General features: G+C 65.7%; 22 protein-coding genes. 14 read left to right on the top strand and 8 right to left on the bottom strand.

Going from position 1 to position 22,204, the window contains the following annotated elements:
- The first annotated feature begins 31 nt into the window (after positions 1-31).
- The gene (locus C2862_RS08600) at positions 32-646 is read left to right on the top strand and encodes a flavin reductase family protein (protein ID WP_136219712.1); all 615 of its coding nucleotides are present in this window, start codon (positions 32-34) and stop codon (positions 644-646) included.
- Between the two features lie 62 nt (positions 647-708).
- Positions 709-3,096, top strand: coding sequence for an ATP-binding protein (locus C2862_RS08595; protein ID WP_168710029.1), 2,388 nt, complete (start codon positions 709-711; stop codon positions 3,094-3,096).
- 44 nt (positions 3,097-3,140) lie between these two features.
- Here the strand turns inward: C2862_RS08595 and C2862_RS08590 are convergent, their stop codons facing one another.
- Positions 3,141-4,619, bottom strand: a complete 1,479-nt coding sequence (locus tag C2862_RS08590) for a sodium:alanine symporter family protein (RefSeq protein WP_136219710.1) — start codon at positions 4,617-4,619, stop codon at positions 3,141-3,143.
- Between the two features lie 220 nt (positions 4,620-4,839).
- Between C2862_RS08590 and C2862_RS08585 the strand changes: the two genes are divergently transcribed.
- Positions 4,840-5,811 (top strand): tripartite tricarboxylate transporter substrate binding protein, encoded by a 972-nt coding sequence (locus C2862_RS08585; protein WP_136219709.1) that lies wholly within the window; start codon positions 4,840-4,842, stop codon positions 5,809-5,811.
- Between the two features lie 187 nt (positions 5,812-5,998).
- On the opposite strand, the gene C2862_RS08580 is transcribed toward C2862_RS08585, so the two are convergent.
- The 4 genes from C2862_RS08580 to C2862_RS08565 form a co-directional block, all read right to left on the bottom strand.
- Entirely contained in the window at positions 5,999-7,321 is a 1,323-nt protein-coding gene (locus tag C2862_RS08580) for an ATP-binding protein (protein ID WP_136219708.1), read from the bottom strand.
- Entirely contained in the window at positions 7,318-7,980 is a 663-nt protein-coding gene (locus C2862_RS08575; RefSeq protein WP_136219912.1) for a response regulator transcription factor, read from the bottom strand. Before C2862_RS08575 ends, C2862_RS08580 begins: the two co-directional genes overlap by 4 nt.
- A 45-nt stretch (positions 7,981-8,025) precedes the next feature.
- Complete coding sequence (locus C2862_RS08570; RefSeq protein ID WP_136219707.1) at positions 8,026-9,549, bottom strand: Do family serine endopeptidase; 1,524 nt, start codon at positions 9,547-9,549, stop codon at positions 8,026-8,028.
- Between the two features lie 336 nt (positions 9,550-9,885).
- Positions 9,886-10,350 carry an Hsp20 family protein gene (locus tag C2862_RS08565; protein WP_136219706.1) on the bottom strand — a complete coding sequence of 155 codons (465 nt, stop codon included), beginning with the start codon at positions 10,348-10,350 and terminating at the stop codon, positions 9,886-9,888.
- Between the two features lie 228 nt (positions 10,351-10,578).
- Between C2862_RS08565 and C2862_RS08560 the strand changes: the two genes are divergently transcribed.
- Both C2862_RS08560 and C2862_RS08555 read left to right on the top strand, forming a co-directional pair.
- Entirely contained in the window at positions 10,579-12,480 is a 1,902-nt protein-coding gene (locus C2862_RS08560; protein ID WP_136219705.1) for a M61 family metallopeptidase, read from the top strand.
- 78 nt (positions 12,481-12,558) lie between these two features.
- Positions 12,559-12,906 carry a hypothetical protein gene (locus C2862_RS08555; RefSeq protein WP_136219704.1) on the top strand — a complete coding sequence of 116 codons (348 nt, stop codon included), beginning with the start codon at positions 12,559-12,561 and terminating at the stop codon, positions 12,904-12,906.
- 119 nt (positions 12,907-13,025) lie between these two features.
- On the opposite strand, the gene C2862_RS08550 is transcribed toward C2862_RS08555, so the two are convergent.
- Positions 13,026-13,790 carry a S9 family peptidase gene (locus tag C2862_RS08550; protein WP_136219703.1) on the bottom strand — a complete coding sequence of 255 codons (765 nt, stop codon included), beginning with the start codon at positions 13,788-13,790 and terminating at the stop codon, positions 13,026-13,028.
- Between the two features lie 112 nt (positions 13,791-13,902).
- On the opposite strand from C2862_RS08550, the gene C2862_RS08545 reads away from it, so the two are divergent.
- From C2862_RS08545 to dmeF, 9 genes are all read left to right on the top strand, one after another.
- Positions 13,903-14,331: a hypothetical protein gene (locus C2862_RS08545; protein WP_136219702.1), complete on the top strand. Its 429-nt coding sequence runs from the start codon at positions 13,903-13,905 to the stop codon at positions 14,329-14,331.
- Positions 14,332-14,431: 100 nt separating this feature from the next.
- Complete coding sequence (locus C2862_RS08540) at positions 14,432-14,758, top strand: hypothetical protein (RefSeq protein WP_136219701.1); 327 nt, start codon at positions 14,432-14,434, stop codon at positions 14,756-14,758.
- A gap of 9 nt (positions 14,759-14,767) precedes the next feature.
- On the top strand, positions 14,768-16,186 hold the full coding sequence (locus C2862_RS08535) for a TolC family protein (RefSeq protein WP_229467354.1): 1,419 nt from the start codon (positions 14,768-14,770) through the stop codon (positions 16,184-16,186).
- A gap of 18 nt (positions 16,187-16,204) precedes the next feature.
- Positions 16,205-17,587, top strand: coding sequence for a multicopper oxidase family protein (locus C2862_RS08530; RefSeq protein ID WP_136219700.1), 1,383 nt, complete (start codon positions 16,205-16,207; stop codon positions 17,585-17,587).
- 22 nt (positions 17,588-17,609) lie between these two features.
- Entirely contained in the window at positions 17,610-18,053 is a 444-nt protein-coding gene (locus C2862_RS08525; protein WP_136219699.1) for a DUF411 domain-containing protein, read from the top strand.
- A 13-nt stretch (positions 18,054-18,066) separates the two neighbouring features.
- Entirely contained in the window at positions 18,067-18,405 is a 339-nt protein-coding gene (locus C2862_RS08520) for a copper-binding protein (RefSeq protein WP_136219698.1), read from the top strand.
- 106 nt (positions 18,406-18,511) lie between these two features.
- Positions 18,512-18,787, top strand: a complete 276-nt coding sequence (locus tag C2862_RS08515; RefSeq protein ID WP_136219697.1) for a metal/formaldehyde-sensitive transcriptional repressor — start codon at positions 18,512-18,514, stop codon at positions 18,785-18,787.
- Between the two features lie 6 nt (positions 18,788-18,793).
- On the top strand, positions 18,794-18,970 hold the full coding sequence (locus C2862_RS08510; protein WP_136219696.1) for a DUF1289 domain-containing protein: 177 nt from the start codon (positions 18,794-18,796) through the stop codon (positions 18,968-18,970).
- A gap of 20 nt (positions 18,971-18,990) precedes the next feature.
- Positions 18,991-19,980 carry a CDF family Co(II)/Ni(II) efflux transporter DmeF gene (dmeF, locus tag C2862_RS08505; RefSeq protein ID WP_136219695.1) on the top strand — a complete coding sequence of 330 codons (990 nt, stop codon included), beginning with the start codon at positions 18,991-18,993 and terminating at the stop codon, positions 19,978-19,980.
- A gap of 12 nt (positions 19,981-19,992) precedes the next feature.
- On the opposite strand, the gene C2862_RS08500 is transcribed toward dmeF, so the two are convergent.
- Positions 19,993-21,474, bottom strand: a complete 1,482-nt coding sequence (locus tag C2862_RS08500; protein WP_136219694.1) for a DNA polymerase Y family protein — start codon at positions 21,472-21,474, stop codon at positions 19,993-19,995.
- Positions 21,404-22,111, bottom strand: a complete 708-nt coding sequence (gene imuA / locus C2862_RS08495) for a translesion DNA synthesis-associated protein ImuA (protein WP_136219693.1) — start codon at positions 22,109-22,111, stop codon at positions 21,404-21,406. Before imuA ends, C2862_RS08500 begins: the two co-directional genes overlap by 71 nt.
- Positions 22,112-22,204: the final 93 nt, after the last annotated feature.

Raw genomic sequence — 22,204 nt, 5'->3', positions numbered from 1 at the left:
CCTTCATGTTTTCAATCGCATAATCCAGCCCATGTCGACCCATTTCTACGAACCGAAGAACGGCCATGGCCTTCCGCACGATCCCTTCAATGCGATCGTCGGACCGCGCCCGATCGGCTGGATCTCGTCCCTGAGCCTGGACGGGGTGCCGAACCTGGCGCCCTACAGTTTCTTCAACGCGTTCAACTACGTCCCGCCCATCGTCGGCTTTGCCAGCATCGGCGAAAAGGACACGCTGCACAACGTGCGGGCCACCGGAGAATTCGTCTGGAACCTCGCGACCCGGTCCCTGGCGGAAGCGATGAACCTCAGCTGCACGGCGGCCGCGCCGGAAGTCGATGAGTTCGCGCTGGCCGGACTCGGCACCGCGCCCTCGCGCCTGGTCAAACCGCCGCGCGTGGCCGAGAGCCCGGTCTCCTTCGAATGCCGCGTCACGCAGATCATCCAGCTGCAGGGCGCCGGCGGCGAGGCGGTGCCGACCTGGCTGACCTTGGGCGAAGTCGTGGGCGTGCACATTGACGAAGCCCTGCTCAGGGACGGCATCTACGATACGGCCGGCGCCGGCCACATCCTGCGCGGCGGCGGGCCTGCGGATTATTTTTCGATCGGACCGGAGCAGCTGTTCCGCATGTTCCGGCCGCGCTAGGAACGGCCGAACCTTCATCCATTTATAATCGGGAAATCAGGAAAACGCCGAAAGGAATGCGCATGTACGTCAGTAATGGCACCCCGCAGCAGTTGGCGGACGAAGCGGCGGCCATCCTGGAAAGCATTTCGGACGGCTTTTTTTCGGTGAACGCCGACTGGCAATTCGTGTACCTGAACCAGCGCGCCGAGCGTCTGCTCGGCGTCATGCGCCATGAAGCGGCCGGCAAGTCGATCTGGGAGATGTTTCCCGGCCTGGCCGGCAGCACCTTCGAGCCCGTCTACCGCGAAGCCATGCGCGAACATGCCACGGCCGAGGTGACCGCCTACTATCCCGAGCATCACAAATGGTACGAAGTGCGGATCGCGCCCACCGCGGCCGGCCTGTCCTTCTATTTTCGCGACGTCAGCGCACAGGTGGCGACACAGCAGGCATTGCGCGAGAGCGAGCGTAACTTCCGCCTGATGGCCGACTCGGTCCCGCAGATCATCTGGATCGTCATGGCCTCGGGCGAGGCAGTCTACTTCAACCGCCAATGGGACGACTACACCGGCGTTCCGATCGCCTCTTCGACGCCGGCCGATGTCGCCAACCAGTTCGTTCATCCCGACGACCAGGGCATCACCATGACGGCCTGGGCGCAGGCCTACGAACACCATCACGCCTTCCATGTCGAGCACCGCATCCGTTCGAAAACGGGCGAGTATCGCTGGTTCCTGGTCCGGGCCGAACCCTTCCTGAACGGCGAGGGCAGGATCGAGCGCTGGTTCGGCACCTCGACCGACATCCACGAGGAAAAGACGGTCAAGATGGCGCTCGAAGTGGCGGAGCGACGCCACGCCTTCCAGCTGGCGCTGGCCGACCGCATCCGTCCCCTGCTCGATCCGGAAGAGGTGACGGCGGTGGCCTGCGAGCTGCTCGGCGTCCGTCTCGGCGCCAGGCGCGTGGCGTACGCCGAAGCCGACGATAGCGGTGCCACCCTCTCGCTGAAGCGCGACTGGACCGACGGCAGCATGGCCTCGCTGGCCGGCATGTCCCTGACGCTCGACGACTTCGGCGTGGCGGTGGTGCAGATCCTGCGCGCCGGCCGCAATCTCGTCATCGACGACGTCCTGCGCGAATCGGCCGCCCTGCCCCATATCGCGAACTATTCCGCCCTGGGTATCCGCGCGGTGCTGGCGATCCCGCTGATGAAGGACGGCCGTCTGCGTGCAGTGCTGAGCGTGCACGACGACGCGGTCCACCACTGGACGGACGAGCAGCTGGCCATGGCCGAGGACATGGTCGACCGCACCTGGTTTGCCGTCGACAGCGCCCGCGCGCAGGCCGGCCTGCGCGACGCTGACCGCCGCAAGGACGAATTCCTCGCCATGCTGGCGCATGAACTGAGGAATCCCCTGGCGCCGATCGGCGCGGCGGCGCAGCTGCTCAGCATGGGCAGGCTCGACGAGGGCCGGGTGCGCCACACCAGCCAGATCATCGGACGCCAGGTCGCTCACATGACTCACCTGATCGACGACCTGCTCGACGTCTCGCGGGTCACGCGCGGCCTGGTCGAGCTGGACAATGAGCCGCTCGACATGCGCCATGTGGTGCAGGATGCGATCGAGCAGGTGGCCCCGCTGATCCAGGCCCGGCGCCACCGGCTGCAGACCTTCATGGCGCCCGACACGACGCGGGTCATGGGCGACAAGAAGCGGCTGGTGCAGGTGGTCACCAACATCCTGAACAACGCCGCCAAGTACACGCCGGAAGGCGGCACGATCACGTTGCGTTCCGGGATCCGGAACGAGCGCGTGACGATCGAGATCGCCGACGACGGCATCGGCATGACGCCCGACCTGACGGCACATGTGTTCGAGCTGTTCGCGCAGGCGGAACGCAGTTCGGACCGCTCCGCCGGCGGCCTGGGGCTGGGCCTCGCGCTGGTCAGGAGCCTGGTCGAGCTGCATGGCGGCAGTGTCAGCTGCGACAGTGCCGGACCCGGACAGGGCAGCCGCTTTTGCGTCAGCCTGCCGCGCCTGGCCGACACTGCTCCCGTCCGTTCCAGTGGCGGCGCTGCGGCCGCCGCGCCGGCGGGCCAGGCGCTGCACCTGCTGGTGGTCGACGACAATGCCGACGCCGCGGCGATGCTGGCCCTCGTGCTGGAAAGCCTGGGACACCGGGTCGGCGTCGAGCACGACTCGCATGCCGCCCTGGCGCGCGCACGCCAGGAGCGCTTCGACGCCTGCATCCTCGACATCGGCCTGCCCGACATGGACGGCAACGAACTGGCCCAGCGCCTGCGCGCCCAGCCGGAGTCACGCGATGCGGTCCTAATCGCCATCACCGGCTACGGCCACGAAAGCGACCGCCGCCAGTCGCTCGCGGCCGGCTTTGCGCACCACCTGGTCAAGCCGGCCGACATGGACCAGCTGACGGCGATCCTGGCGCAGGTTGCCCGGTCCTGATACGGCCGATACGACAACGGCAGCCGAAGCTGCCGTTTGTCCGATCAGGCGACTACTTTCTCGCGCTCGTCCGGCTTCGTCCCGTCCATGCCGGCCACGCGTCGCTCCCAGTAATCCGCATTCTTGATTCCCAGCGCCACCGGATCGAACTGCGGATCCTTGCCTTGCGCCTTCTGGGCCTCGTAATCGCGCAGGCATTTAAACGCCACGTTACGCAGCAGGACGATCGCGACCAGGTTCAGCCAGGCCATCAGGCCGACGCCGATATCGCCCAGGGCCCAGGCCAGGTCCGCGGTCTTGACGGTGCCGTAGACGGTGGCGCCGATGATGGCGGCCTTGAGCAGGAACTTCAGCCACGGGTATTTCGCGTGGCGATCGATGTAGGAGATGTTGGTCTCGGCGATGTAGTAGTAGGCGACGATGGTGGTGAAGGCGAAGAACAGCAGCGCCACCGCGACAAAGATCGCGCCGAAGCCCGGCATCACGTTTTCCAGCGCCGTCTGCACGTAGCCCGGGCCGCTGGCCACGCCCTGCACGCCAGTGAACATGGCCTTGCCGTCAGGTCCCTCGACGTTGTACTGGCCGGTGATGAGCAGCATGAAGGCGGTGGCCGAGCAGACGAACAGGGTGTCGATGTAGACCGAGAAGCCCTGCACCAGGCCCTGCTTGGCCGGGTGGCTCACTTCGGCGGCGCTCGATGCGTGCGGGCCGGTGCCCTGCCCCGCTTCGTTCGAATACACGCCGCGCTTCACGCCCCACTGGATGGCGAGGCCGAGGATGGCGCCGAAGCCGGCGTCCATGCCGAAGGCGGAGCGGAAGATCAGCGACATGACTTCCGGCAGGCGCTCGATGTTCAGCAGGATGATGAAGACAGCCACCAGGATGTAGCCGAGCGCCATGAAGGGCACGACCACCTCGGCGAAGTTGGCGATGCGCTTGACGCCGCCGAAGATGATGAAGGCCAGCACCAGGGCCAGGCCGACGGCGGTGACGGTGCGGTCGATGCCCATGGCCGTCTGCAGGCCTTCGGCGATCGAATTGGCCTGCACGCCCGGCAGCAGCAGGCCGGTGGCGAGCACGGTGGCAAACGCAAAGGTCAGCGCGTACCACTTCATGCCCAGGCCCTTCTCGATGTAGAAGGCCGGGCCGCCACGGTATTCCTTGTTGATCTGTTCCTTGTAGACCTGGCCCAGCGTGGATTCGACGAAAGCCGAGCTGGCGCCAAGGAAGGCCACGGCCCACATCCAGAACACGGCGCCCGGGCCACCGAAGGTGATGGCGGTGGCGACGCCGGCGATGTTGCCGGTGCCGACGCGGCCGGCCAGGGTCATGCTCAGGGCCTGGAAGGACGAGACGCCCTGGGCCGAGCTCTTACCCTCGAACATCAGGCGAATCATTTCCTTCGCGTGGCGCACCTGCAGGAAGCGCGAGCGCAGCGAAAAATACAGGCCCACGCCCAGGCACAGGGCGATCAGGGCCGGACTCCAGATAATACCGTTGATGCTGCTGACTAACTCGTTCATCTACTTCTTCCCCTGGCATGGCCGCGGCTGCAGGTGCGCCGGGCCCGGTTAATTACATTACTGAATGAAATTGTCTTACAGGCAAAACAAGAAGATACCCGAAGCGCTGGCTTTGAGGCAACGAATCGCGTGACCGGGGAACAGTAGCGGTATTCTGTGTGGGTGTTGGTTCGTGTAAAATCTGCTGGTCAGATGGACAATCAACCAAAGGATGTCGGATATGAAGCTATTCACCAAATCGCTCGCCCTCGCTTTCGCTGCCTCGGTCGTATCGCTGAGCGCCATGGCCCAGAACTGGCCGGACAAGACGGTCACGGTCGTCGTGCCATGGCCGCCGGGCGGCCCGTCCGACATCGCTGCGCGCCCATGGGCCAAGCACATGACCGAGACGCTCGGCAAATCCTTCGTCATCGATAACCGCGCCGGCGGCGGCGGCAACATCGGTACCGCGGCCGTGACCCGCGCCGCAGCCGACGGCAACACCCTGCTGATCACCTCGAGCGCGCCGATCGTCATCAATCCGAGCGTCTACAAAGGCATGACCTTCGATCCGCTGAAGGACCTGACCCCGATCAGCAACCTGCTGCGCGTGCCGCTGGTGCTGGTGGCGAATCCGAACGTGCCGGCCAAGAACCTGAAGGAACTGATGGCCTACATCCAGTCGAAGAAGGGTTCGTTCTCGTTCGGCTCCTCGGGTAACGGCACCCCGCAGCACCTGACCGGCGAACTGTTCAACAGCGTCCAGAAGCTCGACATGGTGCACGTCCCGTACAAGGGTTCGGCGCCGGCGATTTCCGACCTGCTGGGCGGCCATATCCCGATCATGTTCGACAGCACCATCGCCATCATGCCGCACATTAAGAGCGGCAAAGTGAAGCCGATCGCCATCACCAGCGCCAAGCGTTCGCCGCTGCTGCCGGATGTGCCGACCTTCGCCGAACTGGGTATTCCTCAGCTCGAGTCCTACGCCTGGTACGGCCTGTTCGCGCCGGCCAAGACGCCAAAGGCCGTGATCGACAAGATCAATGCCGAGACTGTCAAGTTCATCAAGTCGCCGGAATTCGCCAAGGTGCGTGCCGAGACGGGCTCGGAAATGCTGGCCGATACGCCTGAAAACTTCACCAAGTTCGTGCACGCCGAATCGACCAAGTGGTCGAAGGTGGCGAAGGACAGCGGCGCGACGGTGGATTAAACGCCTACGCTTAGCCGCAAACGAAAAAGGGACTGGATTGCTCCAGTCCCTTTTTTTGTACGGTGGGGTATTTGATGCCAATGGCATCAAATACCCCACCGAATATTCGCGCCGCGTTGGCGCATCGTTTTGGTGGGCACGGGGCGCCCGATGAACCCGTGGTCGAGGCCACTGGCCTCGACCACCCCTACAGCGGGAAGCGCACGGTCGCAGCCAGCCCGCCCAGGCGCTCCGACTTATCGAGTTTCAAGCTAGCCCCATGCCGCTCGGCGATCGCCTTGATGATCGCCAGTCCCAGCCCACTGCCGGCGGCTTCGCTGCCGGCCACGCGATAGAAGCGGTCGAACACGCGCTCGCGTTCTTCCGGCGGGATGCCGGGACCGCTGTCCTCGACCACGACCTCGACGCTGTCCTTGGCGGCGCGCACGGCGATGTCGACGGTGCCGCCGTTCGGGGTGTACTTCACGCCGTTCTCGACCAGGTTGCGCAGCAGGATGTGCAAGGCGTCGGGCTGGCCGTCGATGCAGGCGGCGTCGGCGTGCTGCAGGCCGAGGTCGACGTCCTTGGCCTGCGCCAGTCCCACCAGGTCGCCCACCGTGCGCCGCGCCAGCTCGGCCAGGTCGACCTGCTGGCGGGCAGCGCCAGTGGCGGCCGAGGCTTCCTGGCGCGCCAGCACCAGCAGCTGCTCGACCAGGCGCGTGGCGCGATCGATGCCGGCGGTAAGGCGGCCGACGGCCACCTTTCTCGCTTCCGGATCGGCGGCACGGTCCAGGCTTTGCGCCTGCAGGCGCAGCGCGGCCAGCGGCGTGCGCAGCTCGTGGGCGGCGTCGGCGACGAAGTGCTGCTGGGCGTCGAAGGCGGTGCGCACGCGCCCGAACAGCAGGTTCAATTCGTGCACCAGCGGGCGCACCTCGTCCGGCAGGCCCGCTTCCGACACGGGCGACAGGTCATCGGCTTGTCTGCGCGCCACCTGCTTGCGCACGCGCGCCACGGGTTCGAGCGAACCGCTGACCACCCACCACACGACCAGCATCAGGATCGGCATCATGACCGCGATCGGCCCCAGCGTACGCAAGGCGAGATTACCCGCCATGTTGCGGCGCACGGCCAGGTCCTGCGCGACCTGCACGGTCTGGTTGTTGGTCTGGATCGAGAACACGCGGTAGGTGGTGCCGTTGGCCTTCACGTTGGAAAAGCCGAGCACCGCGCGCTGCGGCAGGCGCGCGCGAGAGACGCTGTGGAAGACCTGCACGCCGTCGGGGGACCACATCTGCACCACGAGGTCGTCGTTGCCGGGTGCCGATTCCACGCGTTCGTTCGCTTCGGTGTTCGATAGCGGCGTGCTGGAACGCAGCGACAGCGCCATCTGCTGCATGTGGTAGTCGAAGATCTGGTCGGCGTCGTCGAGCGCCGTGCGGTAGGCGATCGAGGCTTGCGCCAGGGCCGCCAGGGTGATGGCCGCCAGCAGGAACCACAACAGGCGCCCGCGCAGCGAGTGGGTAACCTTCATGCTTTTGGAACCATATAGCCGACGCCGCGCACGTTCTGGATCAGTTCGCTGCCGAGCTTCTTGCGCAGGCCGTGGATGTAGACCTCGACCGCGTTGCTGCTCACTTCATCGCGCCAGCTGTACAGCTTTTCCTCGAGCTGGGCGCGCGACAGCACCGCGCCCGGACGCGAGACCAGCGCTTCGAGCACCGCCCATTCGCGCGCCGACAGCGAGACCGGCTCGCCATCGACCAGGGTTTCGCGGGTCGCGGGATTGATCGAAATGTTCTTGTATTCGAAGACCGGTTCGGCGCGCCCGGCGGCGCGCCGCAGCAGCGCACGGATGCGCGCCAGCAGTTCGTCGAGGTCGTAGGGTTTTAATACGTAGTCGTCGGCGCCGGCGTCGAGCCCGGCGATGCGCTGGGCGACCGAGTCGCGCGCGGTGGCGACCAGTACCGGAGTACGGTCCTTGCGGGTGCGCATGGCACGCAGCACGTCGAGGCCGTCCTTACGGGGCAGGCCCAGGTCGAGCAGCACCAGGTCGTAGTTCTGGTTCTGCACCAGGGCGGTGTCGGCCATTTCGCCGTCCTTCACCCAGTCGACGGCGTAGTGCTCGGCCCTCAGCAGGTCGAGCACTACCTCACCAATCATCGTATCGTCTTCTACCAGGAGCAGCCGCATCACTTACCTCTCGTTGTCTGATCCGGCCGCGCTGGCGAAGGCGTCTTAGCCAATCCGCACCGGAATGAAGATTCTGTCATTCCCGCGCTGGATCAGCAAGGCCACGGACTTCGTGGATTTGCCGACCATGTCGCGCACCTGCTCGACGGTAGAGACGGGTTTGCCGTTCACCGACAGCAGCACGTCGCCCGGCTGCACGCCTGCGGCGATCGCCGGACCGCCGGCATCCTCGATCAGGAGACCGGAAGCGATGCCGCTCTGGCGCCGTTCGGTCGGGTCGAGCGGACGCAGGGCCAGGCCCAGCTTGGCGCCCTTGTCGATGCCGGCCACGTCCTCGCGCTCGCTTGGTGCGGCCTTGTCGCTGGCGTTCGCCAGGGTCGCGTTCAGGCGCACGATCTTGCCGTCGCGCCAGACGTCGAGCGCGACCTTGTCGCCCGGTTTCGAGACCGCCAGCATGCCCGGCAGGTCGCCCGAGCCGATGATGGCCTGGCCGTTCACCTTGCGCACCACGTCGCCCGCCTTCAGGCCGGCGCGTTCGGCGGCGCTGCCGCGTTCCACGTTGGCGATCAGCGCGCCTTCCGGCGAGGCCAGGTTGAAGGAATCGGCGAAGCCCTGGTTTACGTCCTGGATCGCGATGCCGAGTTTCGCATGCTGCACCTTGCCGGTGGCGATGATCTGGTCCTTGATGCGCGCCGCGACGTCGATCGGGATCGCGAAGGACAGGCCCTGGTAGCCGCCGGTCTGGCTGTAGATCTGCGAGTTGATGCCGACCACTTCGCCGCGGGTATTGAGCAGCGGGCCGCCCGAGTTGCCGGGGTTGACGGCGACGTCGGTCTGGATGAACTGCACCTGGCTTTCGTTGCCCAGGTTGCGGCCGGTGGCGCTGACCACGCCGGCGGTCACGGTCGACTCCAGGCCGTAGGGCGAACCGATCGCCAGCACCCATTCGCCGGTCTGCAGCGAGCGTGCGTTCCCGAGCGGGACGGTCGGCAGGTTTTTCGCATCGATCTTCAGCACCGCCACGTCGGTCGCGGGATCGGAGCCGAGGACCTTGGCGCGGAATTCGCGGCGGTCGGCCAGCTTGACCGTGACTTCGTTGGCGCCTTGCACCACGTGTGCATTCGTCAGGATGACGCCGTCCGGGCTTACGATAAAGCCCGATCCGGCGCCGAAAACGGGAACGTCGCCACCACCGCCGCGCGGATATTGCGGGCCCTGGAAGCGTCGGAAGAATTCATAGAAAGGATCGTTCGGATCCATTTGCGGACCACCACGCGCGCTGGTCTTGGTGCTGCCGACGACGCGGATGTTCACGACCGCCTTGCCGTTCTGCGAGGCGATGCGGGTAAAGTCGGGCAGGGTCACGGTGGCAGCCGGGGCACCCGCGGCCACGGGCGGAGCTTGCACAGGTGCCGGCGCAGGCGCCACGGCAGCCGGCGCGCCCTGGGCGGTGGCATTGTTATGGTTGACGGTAATCGCTCCGACCGCCCCGCCGATAACGCCCGCTGCGCACAGCGCCAGCGTGAGACGTTTTGCGGTGATGGCGGTGACTGCACCTTCGGTTTGCATAGACGTGCTCCTGGATGAAAGGGTTGGCTGATAACGGTGTATCGATGCTGCTAGTTTCGACTATTCGTCTTAGAACATGCTTAAGCTCTGCCTTAAGAAAGCCTGAAGGCCCATTGGGCGCCGCGTCTGTGCACCGTTCCCGCGTGGGCATGCCCACCCTACGGTGCGCAACAGCCAGCGGCCGAGGTGTAACGTAGGGTGGGCATGCCCACGCGTTCGGACGCCGAACGATCGAAATGCGTCGCCCGGACAAAACTGTCCGCCACGAGACGTGAAAAAGGGCACCCCAACTGCGGGCACCCTTTTCTCTACTACTGTACTGCTTACATCGTGCCCTTAGGCTGCCTGACGCTGTTCCAGTTGCTGAACATTGTCGACGGTGCCATTCGCATCACCGATCTGGATCTTGCGCGGCTTGAGTGCTTCAGGCACTTCGCGCACCAGGTCGATGGTCAGCATGCCGTTGTCGAAGGACGCGGTGGTGACCTTCACGTGGTTCGCCAGCTGGAAGCGCTGTTCGAAATCGCGGGCGGCGATACCGCGGTGCAGGTAGGTGCGCTCGGTAGCGTCCTTCTGCTTACGGCCGGTCACGTGCAGGGTGTCGCGCTCGGAGACGATTTCCACTTCATCGCGGGTGAAGCCGGCCAGGGCCATCACGATGCGGTACTTGTCTTCGGCGAGCAGTTCGACGTTATACGGCGGATAGCTCGGCTGCGATTCGGCGCGTTGCTCGAGCAGGCTGGCCAGGCGGTCGAAGCCGATGGCGGAACGGTACAGGGGTGCGAGATCAAAAGTACGCATGATAAATATCCTTGTAAAAGTTAAGCGATAAGTTGACGGACCTCATCGTGAGCATCCGTTGGGACCAATCTAATGCCACGCCAAGCTGTTTTCAAGGGATACGAAATACGGATTTTTAGGCCATTTTGCAAATTTTATTTGCACTCTTGTTTCAAAGTATTTTGCTACTTTTTGAGCAAGTCCTGCGTGCTACACTCGTCCGGTTTTGTCCTCCACACCGACTACAAGATGACCTCTTCCTTCGCTGCAAAGACCGCTTCCAGCCTCGTCCTCGCACTCGCACTGGCCTTCCCTGCACACGCCGCCGTCCCTGCCCCGGTCGACCAGCCCTACCCCGGCACCATCGTCCTGAAAGTCGATGCGACCAACCTCACGCAGCAGATCTTCCGCATGCACATGACGGTGCCGGTCAAGCCGGGCCCGATGACCTTCCTGTATCCGCAATGGCTGCCGGCAAACCACGGTCCGAGCGGTCCGCTGACACAGCTGGCCGGCCTCAAGTTCACGGCCAACGGCAAGCCGGTGGAATGGACGCGCGATCCGGTCGAGGTCTTTGCCTTCCACGTCAACGTGCCGGAAGGCGTGACGACCCTGGAAGCGGAATACCAGTTCCTGTCGCCGCTCGATCCAAGCCAGGGCCGCATCGTCCTGACCGAGGACATCCTCGGCCTGCAATGGCCGTCGGTGACGCTGTACCCGGCCGGCTACGTGGCGCGCCGCATCACGGTGCAGCCCTCGCTGAAGCTGCCCGCCGGCTGGCAGTACGGCACGGCGCTGGAAACGGCCACCCGCACGGGCGACGAAGTCCAGTTCAAGACGCACGACCTGGAAACCCTGATCGACTCGCCGCTGTTCGCAGGCCGCCACTTCAAGCAGTTCGACCTCGATCCGGGCGCCAAGGTGCGCGTCTCGCTGAACGTCGTGGCCGACAATGCCGAGAGCCTGGAAGCCAAGCCGGAGCAGATCGCCGCCCACCGCGCAATGGTCACCCAGGCGAAAAAACTCTTCGGTTCGCACCATTACGACCACTACGACTTCCTGCTGGCGCTGTCGGACGACTTCGGCGGCATCGGCCGCGAACACCACCAGTCGAGCGAGAACGGCGTCAAGCCGGGCTACTTCACGGAGTGGGCGCGCGGCGAAGCGGGACGCGACCTGCTGCCGCACGAGTACACCCACTCGTGGAACGGCAAGTTCCGCCGCCCGGCCGGCCAGAACGTCCCGAACTTCAACACTCCGCTGCAGAACGAACTGCTGTGGGTGTACGAAGGCCAGACCCAGTACTGGGGCGGCGTGCTGGGCGCGCGTTCCGGCCTGGTCTCGCAAGCCGGCGCACGCGATGCGCTGGCGGCCACCGCTGCGCGCTACGACAACGTGCAGGGCCGCGCATGGCGCGCAGTGCAGGACACGGTGAACGACCCGATCGTCATCGCCCGCCGTGCCCTCGGCTGGAGCAACTGGCAGCGCGGCGAGGACTATTACTCTGAAGGCGCGCTGATCTGGCTCGACGTCGACACCAAGATCCGCGAACTCTCCGGCGACAAGCGCTCGCTCGACGATTTCGCGCGCGCTTTCTACGGCATCAACGACGGCAGTTATCTGCCGGTTTTCTACACCTTCGAGGACGTGGTCGCGGCATTGAACCGCGTCCAGAAATTCGACTGGGCGCCCTTCCTGCGCACGCGCCTGGACGGCCACGGCCCGGGCGCCCCGCTCGACGGCCTACAGCGCGCCGGCTGGAAGCTGGTCTACACCGAGACCCCGACCGATTACATCAAGAGCGCCGAGGACCGCAGCAAGTCGGCCGACTTCAGCTATTCGCTGGGCTTCTCGGTGCGCGCCGACGGCGGCGTGAGCAACGTGCAGTGGGACGGCGTCGGCTTCCGCGCCGGCCTCGCGGGCAACACGACCATCGTCGCGGTCAACAACAAGGTCTTCAAGCCGGAAGTGCTGAAGGCGGCCGTGAAGGCGTCCAAGGACAGCAAGGCGCCGATCGAACTGCTGGTCAGGAAGGGCAACAACCTGCGCACGATCTCGCTCGACTACCACGGCGGCCTGCGCTACCCGCGCCTGGAACGCATCAACGGCACGCCGGACCGCCTGGAATCGATCTACAAGGCGCTCAAGTAAGCTCAGCGTTATTGCATAAAGGGGCGCCGGACCTGGGTTCGGCGCCCCTTTTTCATAGCCGGTGCTATGCTGCATGCCATGACTACCGATACCGACATTGAACTGTCCGGCCCGTTCAAGGCCGTTGATAGCACCGGCCGTTCCCACGACGTCAAGGCGATCCGCATTTTCGACGAGGGCTACGGGATCATCGACGTGTACGTGGATTTCGCTGCACCCATCGAGGCCGGCCTGCACCAGGACAAGGTCCTCGTGAAGGCCATCATCGACCGCCTGCGCGCGCTCGGTTACAAGGGGCCGGACTTCGGCCTCAGCGATCCGGGGCTGCAGGAGCGCAAGCTGATCGTGCTCGAGGCGCCGGAGGAGTTTGCGCCGTTTGCCAAGAGCCGCGGGTGGAAGAACCTGGCGGAAGAGTTCGACGAATAAACTCGATCGACGCCGGCATGGTGGGCACGGGGCGCCCACCCTACGGTATCTCGACGTTACCGGCCATCGCAGCGCCGTAGGGTGGGCGCCCCGTGCCCACCATTCGCCAGCATTCCCGTTCAAACGCCATCGATATACCGCCCGCTCCACGCCGCAATCATCGCGGCCACCTGTGCTGCATCCTCCCTCCCCGTCACCAGGTGATCCATCCCGTCGAGCGATACAAAGCTCTTCGGGTAGGCTGCCAGCTCGAAGATCCGCAACGCATTCGCAATCTCCACCGTATCGTCGTTCGGCGCATGCATCACCAACAGCGCACGGTCCAGCTGCGCGATCCTGTCCGCCAACTGGTGCCCGCTCGCATCTTCGACGAACTGCTGGCGGATATTGAAATCGCGACCCGCCAGTTTGACGCGCGCCTCGCCCAGCTGGGCGATGGTATCGAGGTGCTCGGACAACAAGGCGTTGACGACATAATGCGGATCGCTGGGCGAGGCGATCGTCACCACGGCCTTCGATTCGGGGATGAGGTGCGCCGCAGCCAGCACGGCGGTGCCGCCCATGCTGTGCCCGACCAGCAAGCGCGGTGCGGCGAACTTTTCGCGCAAGAAACCGGCGGCCGCGACCAGGTCTTCCACGTTCGAGGAAAAATTCGTGTCCGCAAAATCGCCATGGCTGGCGCCCAGGCCTGCGAAATCGAAGCGCAGCATGCCGACGCCGCGCTCGGCCAGGCCTTGCGAAATGCGGTTCGCCGCCAGCACGTCCTTGCTGCAGGTAAAACAATGGGCGAAGACGCCGTAGGCGCGTGGCGTGCCGTCCGGCATATCGAGCTTGGCCGCGAGTTTGCCGTGGGGTCCCTGGAACTCGACGCGTTCTGTGAACATGTTGTCTTTCTGTTGCAATGAAGGCGCTACTCTGCACCGGATGGAGGCACTGTGCAAGAAGCGCCACGCCTGTTTTCAGGCCAAAAACCGCCGTGCTATACTCGGCGCACCTATGAACCGTTCGATCAAGACATTCCTGGTCTGGCTGCTGATGGCCATACTACCGCTGCATGCGATGGCTGCCAGCGTCGGGATGTCCTGCGTGCCGGGTCAGCGCCAGCTCAGCCAGCATGTCGAAGCCGTCGCCGCCTCCCATCACAATGCGGACGCCGGCATGCATGCCCATCACGGCGCGCATGCGAGCGACGCCGACCAGGCGGGCGCCGTCGACCATGCTTCGCATGACAAGGCGGAGAAGCAAACCCATTCCTCCTGCAGCGCCTGCTCGGTGCTGTGTATCGGCGCGGCCGCACCGCCCTCGGCTTTCCTGGCCGTGCCGGCATTCGAGGGCAGCGACGCCTTCCTCATCTCTCCAGCGACCCTCGTTCCGGGCTTCATCCCGGACGGTCTGCAACGTCCTCCCCGGCCTCAGCTCTCCTGATCGAAGCAGGAGCCGGCCGCGGCGCTTTCAAGCCCGGTAAGGCCTCCTGCGCTTGCACGCGTGCACACGCACGCTCCGTTGCCGATTTCGAGGACTGATCATGCATCAGACATCCCGGGCCGCCCTCCTTGGCGCCCTCCTGGCCCTGCCCTTCGCTGCACTGGCCCAGCAATCCCCGCGCACGCCCGATCCCGCCGATCCGGCCGCGCCTGTCAGGCCGATCGTCTACGAATCGGCCATCACGCGTCCCTCGGCTGAGCCGCAGGGCAGCGCGCCGACGCCGGACAAGCTCTGGCGTGCGGCGAACGAGGCCGTGGCGGCGCCTTCCGGTCATGCCGGTCACGCGGCGCACCAGGCAGCGCCGGCCGCTCCCGTACCGGCGCCGGCACGCCAGCCGGCCCCTGTCGATCACAGCAAACATCACTAGGCAGGCACAATGACCACACAGTCCATTATCGCGCCGCTACGCACGGTCGCCGCTGCAGCACTGGCACTGGCCTTGAGCGGCTGCGCCACGTTCTCGAAAGACGGCGGCCTCGATGCGGTCTCCGCCATGACCGCCGAGCGCACCGGCCAGGACCTGCGCCTGCCGCAAGCCGCGGACGCCGGCCCGGCCAGCGTCGAACTCGCACGGCTCCTGCAGTCCCCGCTCTCGGCCGACGACGCGGTGCGCGTCGCGCTCCTGAACAACCGCGGCCTGCGCGCCTCGCTCGCCGCGCTCGGCGTGGCCGAGGCCGACCTGGTGCAGGCGGGCCGGATGCGTAATCCAAGTATTGGTTTCAGCCGCAAGTCGGGTGGCGGCGAGAGCGAGATCGAACGCAGCGTCATGTTCGACCTGGTCGGCCTGCTGACCATTCCGCTGCGCCGCGACATCGAGGCGCGCCGCTTCGAAGGCGCCAAGCTGGTGGCGGCGCAGGAGGCGGTGCGCCTGGCAGCCGACACCCGCAAGGCCTGGTTCAATGCCGTGGCGGCCGCGCAATCGGCCAGCTACGCGGATCAGGTGCGCGAGGCCGCGCAAGCGAGCGCCGATCTGGCAGCGCGCATGGCGAAGGTCGGCAACTTGAGCAGGCTGGATCAGGCGCGCGAGCAGGCCTTTTCCGCTGAAGCGAGCACCCAGCTGGCCCGTGCACGCCACCAGGCCACCGCTGCGCGCGAACGGCTGACCCGCCTGATGGGTCTCTGGGGCGGGCACACGGCCTTCCAGCTGCCCGCCCGCCTGCCCGAGTTGCCGGGCGCAGCGCGCGAGTCCGCCAACATCGAAGCGCTGGCGATGCGGCAGCGCCTGGACGTCCAGCTGGCAAGGCTGAATACGCAAGCCACGGCGCGGGCGCTGGGGTTGAGCCGGGCGACCGGCTTCGTCAACGTGCTCGACGCCGGCTACGTCAACGCGAGCAAATCCGGCGCGCCGCGCGAGAACGGCTATGAGATCGAGCTGGCGCTGCCGCTGTTCGACTGGGGCGGCGCGCGCGTCACCAAAGCCGAGGCGATCTACATGCAGTCCGTGCACCGCACGGCCGATGCCGCCATCAGCGCACGCTCCCAGGTGCGGGAAGCCTACTCCGCCTACCGCACGAGCTATGACGTGGCGCGCCACTATCGGGACGAGATCGTGCCGCTCCGGAAGAAGATCTCGGAAGAGACCCTGCTGCGCTACAACGGCATGCTCATGAGCGTATTCGAGCTGCTGGCCGACGCCCGTGCGCAAATCAACGGCGTGAATGCCTCCATCGAAGCGCAGCGCGATTACTGGATCGCCGATACCGACCTGCAGGCCGCCATCAACGGCAGCGGCGGCGCGACAGTCGGCATGACTGGCGCCGGCGCCACCGCTGCCTCAGCCGCCGCCGAACATTGATCAAGGATTGAAAACACAATGAGTTCTCGTCGAGATTTCTTCACCGGCGCTGCCGCCCTGGTCGGGGCCGGCCTGGTCAGCCGCGCCGGCGCCGCGACGCTGCCGGAAGCGCCGATCATGAGCAGCGCGGCGACGCAGCCGCCGCCATCGCCGCCCAACGGCCGGCCCTACCATCCGGTCGTCACCCTGAACGGCTGGTCCCTGCCCTGGCGCATGAACAACGGCGTCAAGGAGTTCCACCTGATCGCCGAACCGGTGGTGCGCGAGATCGCGCCCGGCATGAAGGCCAACCTGTGGGGCTACAACGGCCAGAGTCCGGGGCCGACGATCGAGGTGGTCGAGGGCGACCGCGTGCGGATTTTCGTCACTAACCGCCTGCCCGAGCAGACCAGCATCCACTGGCACGGCCAGCGCCTGCCCAACGGCATGGACGGCATCACCGGCCTGAACCAGCCGCCCATCATGCCCGGCAAGACCTTCGTCTACGAGTTCGTCGCTCGGCGACCCGGCACCTTCATGTACCACCCGCACGCGGACGAGATGGTGCAGATGGCGATGGGCATGATGGGCTTCTGGGTTACGCACCCGAAGAACCCGGCGCAGCATGCGGTGGACCGCGACTTCGTGTTCCTGTTGAACGCCTACGACATCGAACCGGGCAGCTATACGCCGCGGGTCAACGAGATGACCGATTTTAATCTGTGGACCTTCAACAGCCGCGCCTTCCCGGGCATCGATACGATGAACGTGCGCCAGGGCGACCGCGTGCGCATCCGCGCCGGCAACCTGACGATGACGAACCACCCGATCCACCTGCACGGCCACGAGTTCGAGGTCACCGGCACCGACGGCGGCTGGACCCGGCCGGAATCGCGCTGGCCCGAGGTCACCACCGACATCGCCGTCGGCCAGATGCGCGCCATCGAATTCATCGCCGATGCGCCCGGCGATTGGGCCTTCCACTGCCACAAGCCGCATCACACCATGAACGCGATGGGACACCAGGTACCGAACATGATCGGCGTCGACCACCGTGGCGTCGCCGAGAAGATCGCGAAACTGGTGCCGGACTACATGGTCATGGGCGACAAGGGCGGTTCGATGGGCGACATGGAAATGCCGCTGCCCGACAACACGCTGCCGATGATGACGGGCCAGGGCCCGTTCGGCGGCATCGAGATGGGCGGCATGTTCACCGTCGTAAAAGTGCGCAAGGACCAGAAGCCGGGCGACTACACCGACCCGGGCTGGTACAAGCATCCGCCCGGTACCGTCGCCTACGAATGGACAGGCGCGTCCCCGGGCGCGGTGCGCCACGACAGCGCCGGCGGCAAACCGGACGCCAAGGCGACGATCGAAGTCACCGTCCGCAAACCGACCGGCCACCAAGGCCATCACTGAGCATTCACTTCAAGGAGCCATCATGATCCGACAAATCGTTTCCCGTACCGCGCTGGCTGTGAGCCTGAGCATCCCGCTTGTGGCGATGGCCGCCGCGCCCGTCATCGACGTCTTCAAGAGCGAGTTTTGCGGCTGCTGCGAAGGCTGGGTGGAGCACCTGAAGGCGAACGGCTTCACGCCCCGCGTCAAGAATGTCGACGACCCGTCCGACTACCGCAAGCGCGGCGGCATCCCGGACGAGCTGGGGTCCTGCCACACCGGCATGATCGGCGGCTATGCGATCGAAGGCCATGTGCCGGCCAGCGAGATCAAGCGCCTGCTGAAGGAAAAGCCGAAGGCCAAAGGATTGGCGGTGCCCGCCATGCCGCTCGGCTCTCCAGGCATGGAAGGACCGCGCAAGGATCCGTACGATGTGCTGCTGGTGCACCCGGACGGGCACACCACGGTGTACAAGCACTACAACTGAAAAAGGAGCCGACATGATGAAGATTTCCCGATTCGCTCTCGCCCTCGCCATGGCTGCCGCCGTGGCAGGCGCTTCCGCGCAGGATCACGCCGGCCATGACGCCCCTGCGGCGCAGCAGGCACCCGCGCTGGCGCTCGTCGACGGCGAAGTGAAAAAGATCGACAGGGAGACCGGCAAGATCACGCTGCGCCACGGCGAGATCCCAAACCTCAACATGGGGGCCATGACGATGGTCTTCCGTACCAGGAATGCCGCCATGCTCGACGAGATCAAGGTTGGCGACAAGGTCAGCTTTTCGGCCGATCGCGTCGGTGGCGCGATCACCGTCGTCCAGCTGCAAAAAGTAGAGTAATCGGCTGTGCGCGTGGCATCCGGCAGGCGCCACCGCTGCCGGATCGCGCCTTCACTTCGTATTATCTGTTAGGATACCCCCCTACCCTATCAACGAAGGTGCCCTGTTGTCCCATACCGCTCGAGAAAAGGCGAAGCTGCTCGCCCGCGTCCGCCGCATCCGCGGCCAGGTCGAGGCCATCGAACGCGCACTGGAATCGGAAGCCGGCTGCAGCGAAGTCCTGCATTTGCTGGCGGCCAGCCGCGGCGCCATGAACGGCCTGATGGCCGAAGTGCTCGAGGATCACGTCAGGGAACACGTCGCCGCGGGCGACCTGAGCGAAGCCGCGCGTACCGAAGGCGCGGACGAGCTGCTCGCGGTAATTCGGGCTTACCTAAAGTAGGCAGCGATGGCCGTCAAATCGCCCTGCGTCGAACTCTGCCAGTTCGACGGCAAGACAAGCTTGTGCACCGGCTGCCTGCGCACGCGCGACGAAGCGCGCGAGTGGAAGAAGATGACCGATCACCGCAGGCACCAGATCATCAACGAACGCGCGCGGCGCGAGAAAAAACTGGCCGGCCGCTAGCACGGCCGGTTGAGGAAACCATGCAAGACCTGACGCATCACCATCCTGTCGACGACCTGGCGCACGAGCATATCTTCGACCAGGGCAGCAACGCGGCCGAGCGCGGCACGCGCCTCGTCATGTGGATCACCCTGGTCATGATGGTGGTGGAGATCGCCGCCGGCTGGTGGTTCAACTCGATGGCTCTGCTGGCGGACGGCTGGCACATGAGCTCCCACGCGCTGGCGATCGGCCTGAGCGCATTCGCCTACTCCGCCGCACGCAAGTATGCGAAGGATCCGCGCTTTGCCTTCGGCACCTGGAAGATCGAAGTCCTGGCCGGCTATACGAGCGCCGTCTTCCTGCTCGGGATCGCGGCAATGATGGCGTTCAGTTCGGTCGAGCGCATCTTCGCGCCCGAACCCATCCACTACCGGGAAGCGATCGTCATCGCCGTGATCGGCTTGGTCGTCAACGTCGTCTGCGCGCTGATCCTGGGCCATGCCCACCACGATCACGGCCACGGCCACGGGCATCACCATCACGATCATCATGGGCACGACCACGGACACGGACATGGTCACCACGACCTGAACCTGAAGTCCGCCTACATCCACGTCATCGCGGATGCCGCGACCTCGGTACTGGCCATCGGCGCGCTGGCCGGCGGCTGGGCCTTCGGCTGGTCCTGGCTCGATCCGGTGATGGGGATCGTCGGCGCGGTGCTGGTCGCGGTGTGGGCCAAGAACCTCATCGTCGAAACCGGCAAAGTCCTGCTCGACCGCGAAATGGACGCGCCGGTCGTCGAGGAAATCCGCGAAGTCGTCGCAGCCGCCTCAAACGCAGGCTACGCCAAACTGGTCGACCTGCACGTCTGGCGCGTCGGCAAGCAGTTCTATTCCTGCGCCCTGAGCCTGGTGACGAACGACCCGGCCCTGACCCCGGCGAAGCTACGCGAGCAACTGGGGATTCACGAAGAAATCGTGCACGCGACGATCGAGGTACATTACCGGCCCGATGGCGCAAGCTAAGCTCAGCTCTGCTCACCCAAACAAGCCATGCAGATACCACCTCGGCTCCGCATCCTCGCCCGCCCCCACGATGCGCTCGCGGTACACCCAGTACAGCGTGTGGTCCTGTCCCTCCGCGATGAAATAGTCGCGCGTCTGCGACTGGCTCCACCATCCCGCTTCGATGCGTTCCGGCGTCGACGCCATCTTTAACGGCGAACCATAAAACGGCCGGTGATTGCGCATGAGCAGTGCGATCGGCTTGGCGAGAATCCAGGTCGGGCGCGGCAGGCTGTGCACGTCGGCCGGCAGCTGCGCGGCACGCACCGACTCGCGCACTTTCTGCTGTACCGGGACCCAGGTGTTGGCGACTTCAGGCCGGTAGTCGGCCTGGGGCAGCGCCTGTAAAACATTGTCCGGCCCCAGGCGCGCCACCAGCAGTTCCAGCATGCGCACCCGGTCTTCCTCGCTGCCGCCTGGTTCGGGAAACAGCGATTCGCTCGGCGGCGCCATCGGCTGCAGCTGCGCGGCTTCCAAAGCGAGGGCGATGACGGGGGCGTCAAGTACGGTCTTGGCCAAGCGTTCGCGCAGCAGGCGCACCAGGTGTTCGTCGCGCCAGGTCGGTTCGCCCAGCGCGATCTCGACCTTTGTTGCCGGGCGCGCCACCCTGCCCCGCTCGTGTTCGAGCAGCAGCGTGATGCGCTCCACCGCCAGCTGGTGCGCGCAGAGCCAGCCGGTCAGCTGCTGCACCAGGCGCTCGGCGCCCTGCAGGCACTCCTCGGCGTTCTCCAAACGGTCGAACAATTCTATTTTTGCGTGAAAGCTTGTCGGCGCTTCGATCCATTCGAACAGCTCGGGCAGCATGCCGTAGGCGGCGTCGAGCACGTCGAGCAGCGCGCGGCCGCAGCGACGCTGCAGGCCGGGGCGCGGCAAGCGCCGCATGGCGCCGATGTCGAAGCAGCCGATGCCCTCGAACCAGCCGGCGTAGGGCCGCGCCGGCGGTGGCAGTGTGCTCGGCAGGCGGTCGAGGCGGCGCGTGAGCGATTCGATGGTGAGCACCCGGCCGGCACGCTGGCGTGCCAGCATCCAGCTGCCGCGCGCGGTGGGTGCGCAACTGAGATAGCCCGAGAAGCCGAGCGCGCGCAGGCTGGCGCGCACGCGCCGGCACAGGGCGCGGATGCCGCCGAACAGGCGCAGACTGGCGCCGATGTCGATCAACAGGGTCGATTCCTCGGCCTGCGTGACTTGCGGCGTGTACTGCAGCAGCGCCATCGCCACCGCATGCAGGCTTTCCGCCTCGCGTTCGGGCGAGCGCTCGACGATGCGCGCCTCGGGCATGAGCATCAGCACGCCGCCGCGGCGCATGCCGTTCTTGATGCCGGCGGCACGCGCCAGGGGCGAGGCGGCCAGCACCCGCTCGCCCTCGAGCACGACGCAGCCGCTGTCAGTTGACCAGTTCGGGCTGAAAACCTCGAGCGGTAGCCGGGGCAGGTACAGGCCGATCCACAGTCGCATGGCGTTGAAGCAGAGAAGGAGTGAGTGGGAGGAACAGCGGCGCGTCGCGCTGCAGTCCCCGGCGTTTAATGAAACCGATGTCCAGGCCTCCGGCGGCGGGCCGCAGGGACAGGCGCAGCGGCGCCGGCGAGGCGTCCTGGGCGCTGGCCAGCGGACGCATCATGAAGAACAGGGTCTCTCCGCACTGGGCCGCCAGGTGCAGGCGGCGCAGGCTTTCGCCGCGCGCATGGTTGGCCCAGAACAGCAGCGCCCCGCAACTGCCGCTGCGCAGCACCTGCTCGGCCGCCCACAGGGCGTCGGCGCCGCGCTCGGCGCGCAGCCAGATGAGCTGGGAAGGCGGCACGCCGAGCGCGGCCAAGGCCAGCGCCTGCGGCGGATGGGGCGGCTGCAGCAGCACGATGCGGCGCGACGCGGCCGCGGCCAACGCCGGGCGCAGCAGGCGCATTTCTCCGATGCCGGGCTGTTGCAGCAGAAGGTCGACCAGGGTGCCGGTCGGCCAGCCGCCGCCGGGCAATTGCTTCGACAAGGCCGGGTGGCCGGTGTCCACGCAGCGCGTATCTGCATGCGCCAGCTGGGAAGCGCGCCACAAGGACGGGTGCAAATCTTCTGGCGCAGCAAGGTGTTGTAAGCAAGACATGATTAGGGGTAATGCAAAAGTACTGGATGGATATACAGTACTTGTTCGTTCAGCTTTTGGCAAGATATGTATAACTTGAAAACACAGGATTTA

The sequence above is a fragment of the Massilia sp. Mn16-1_5 genome, assembly GCF_004798585.1.
In the GTDB taxonomy this organism is placed as follows: domain Bacteria; phylum Pseudomonadota; class Gammaproteobacteria; order Burkholderiales; family Burkholderiaceae_D; genus Telluria.
The sequence above is the reverse complement of the archived record's forward strand: the minus strand, read 5'-3'. Positions and strand labels throughout refer to the sequence as shown.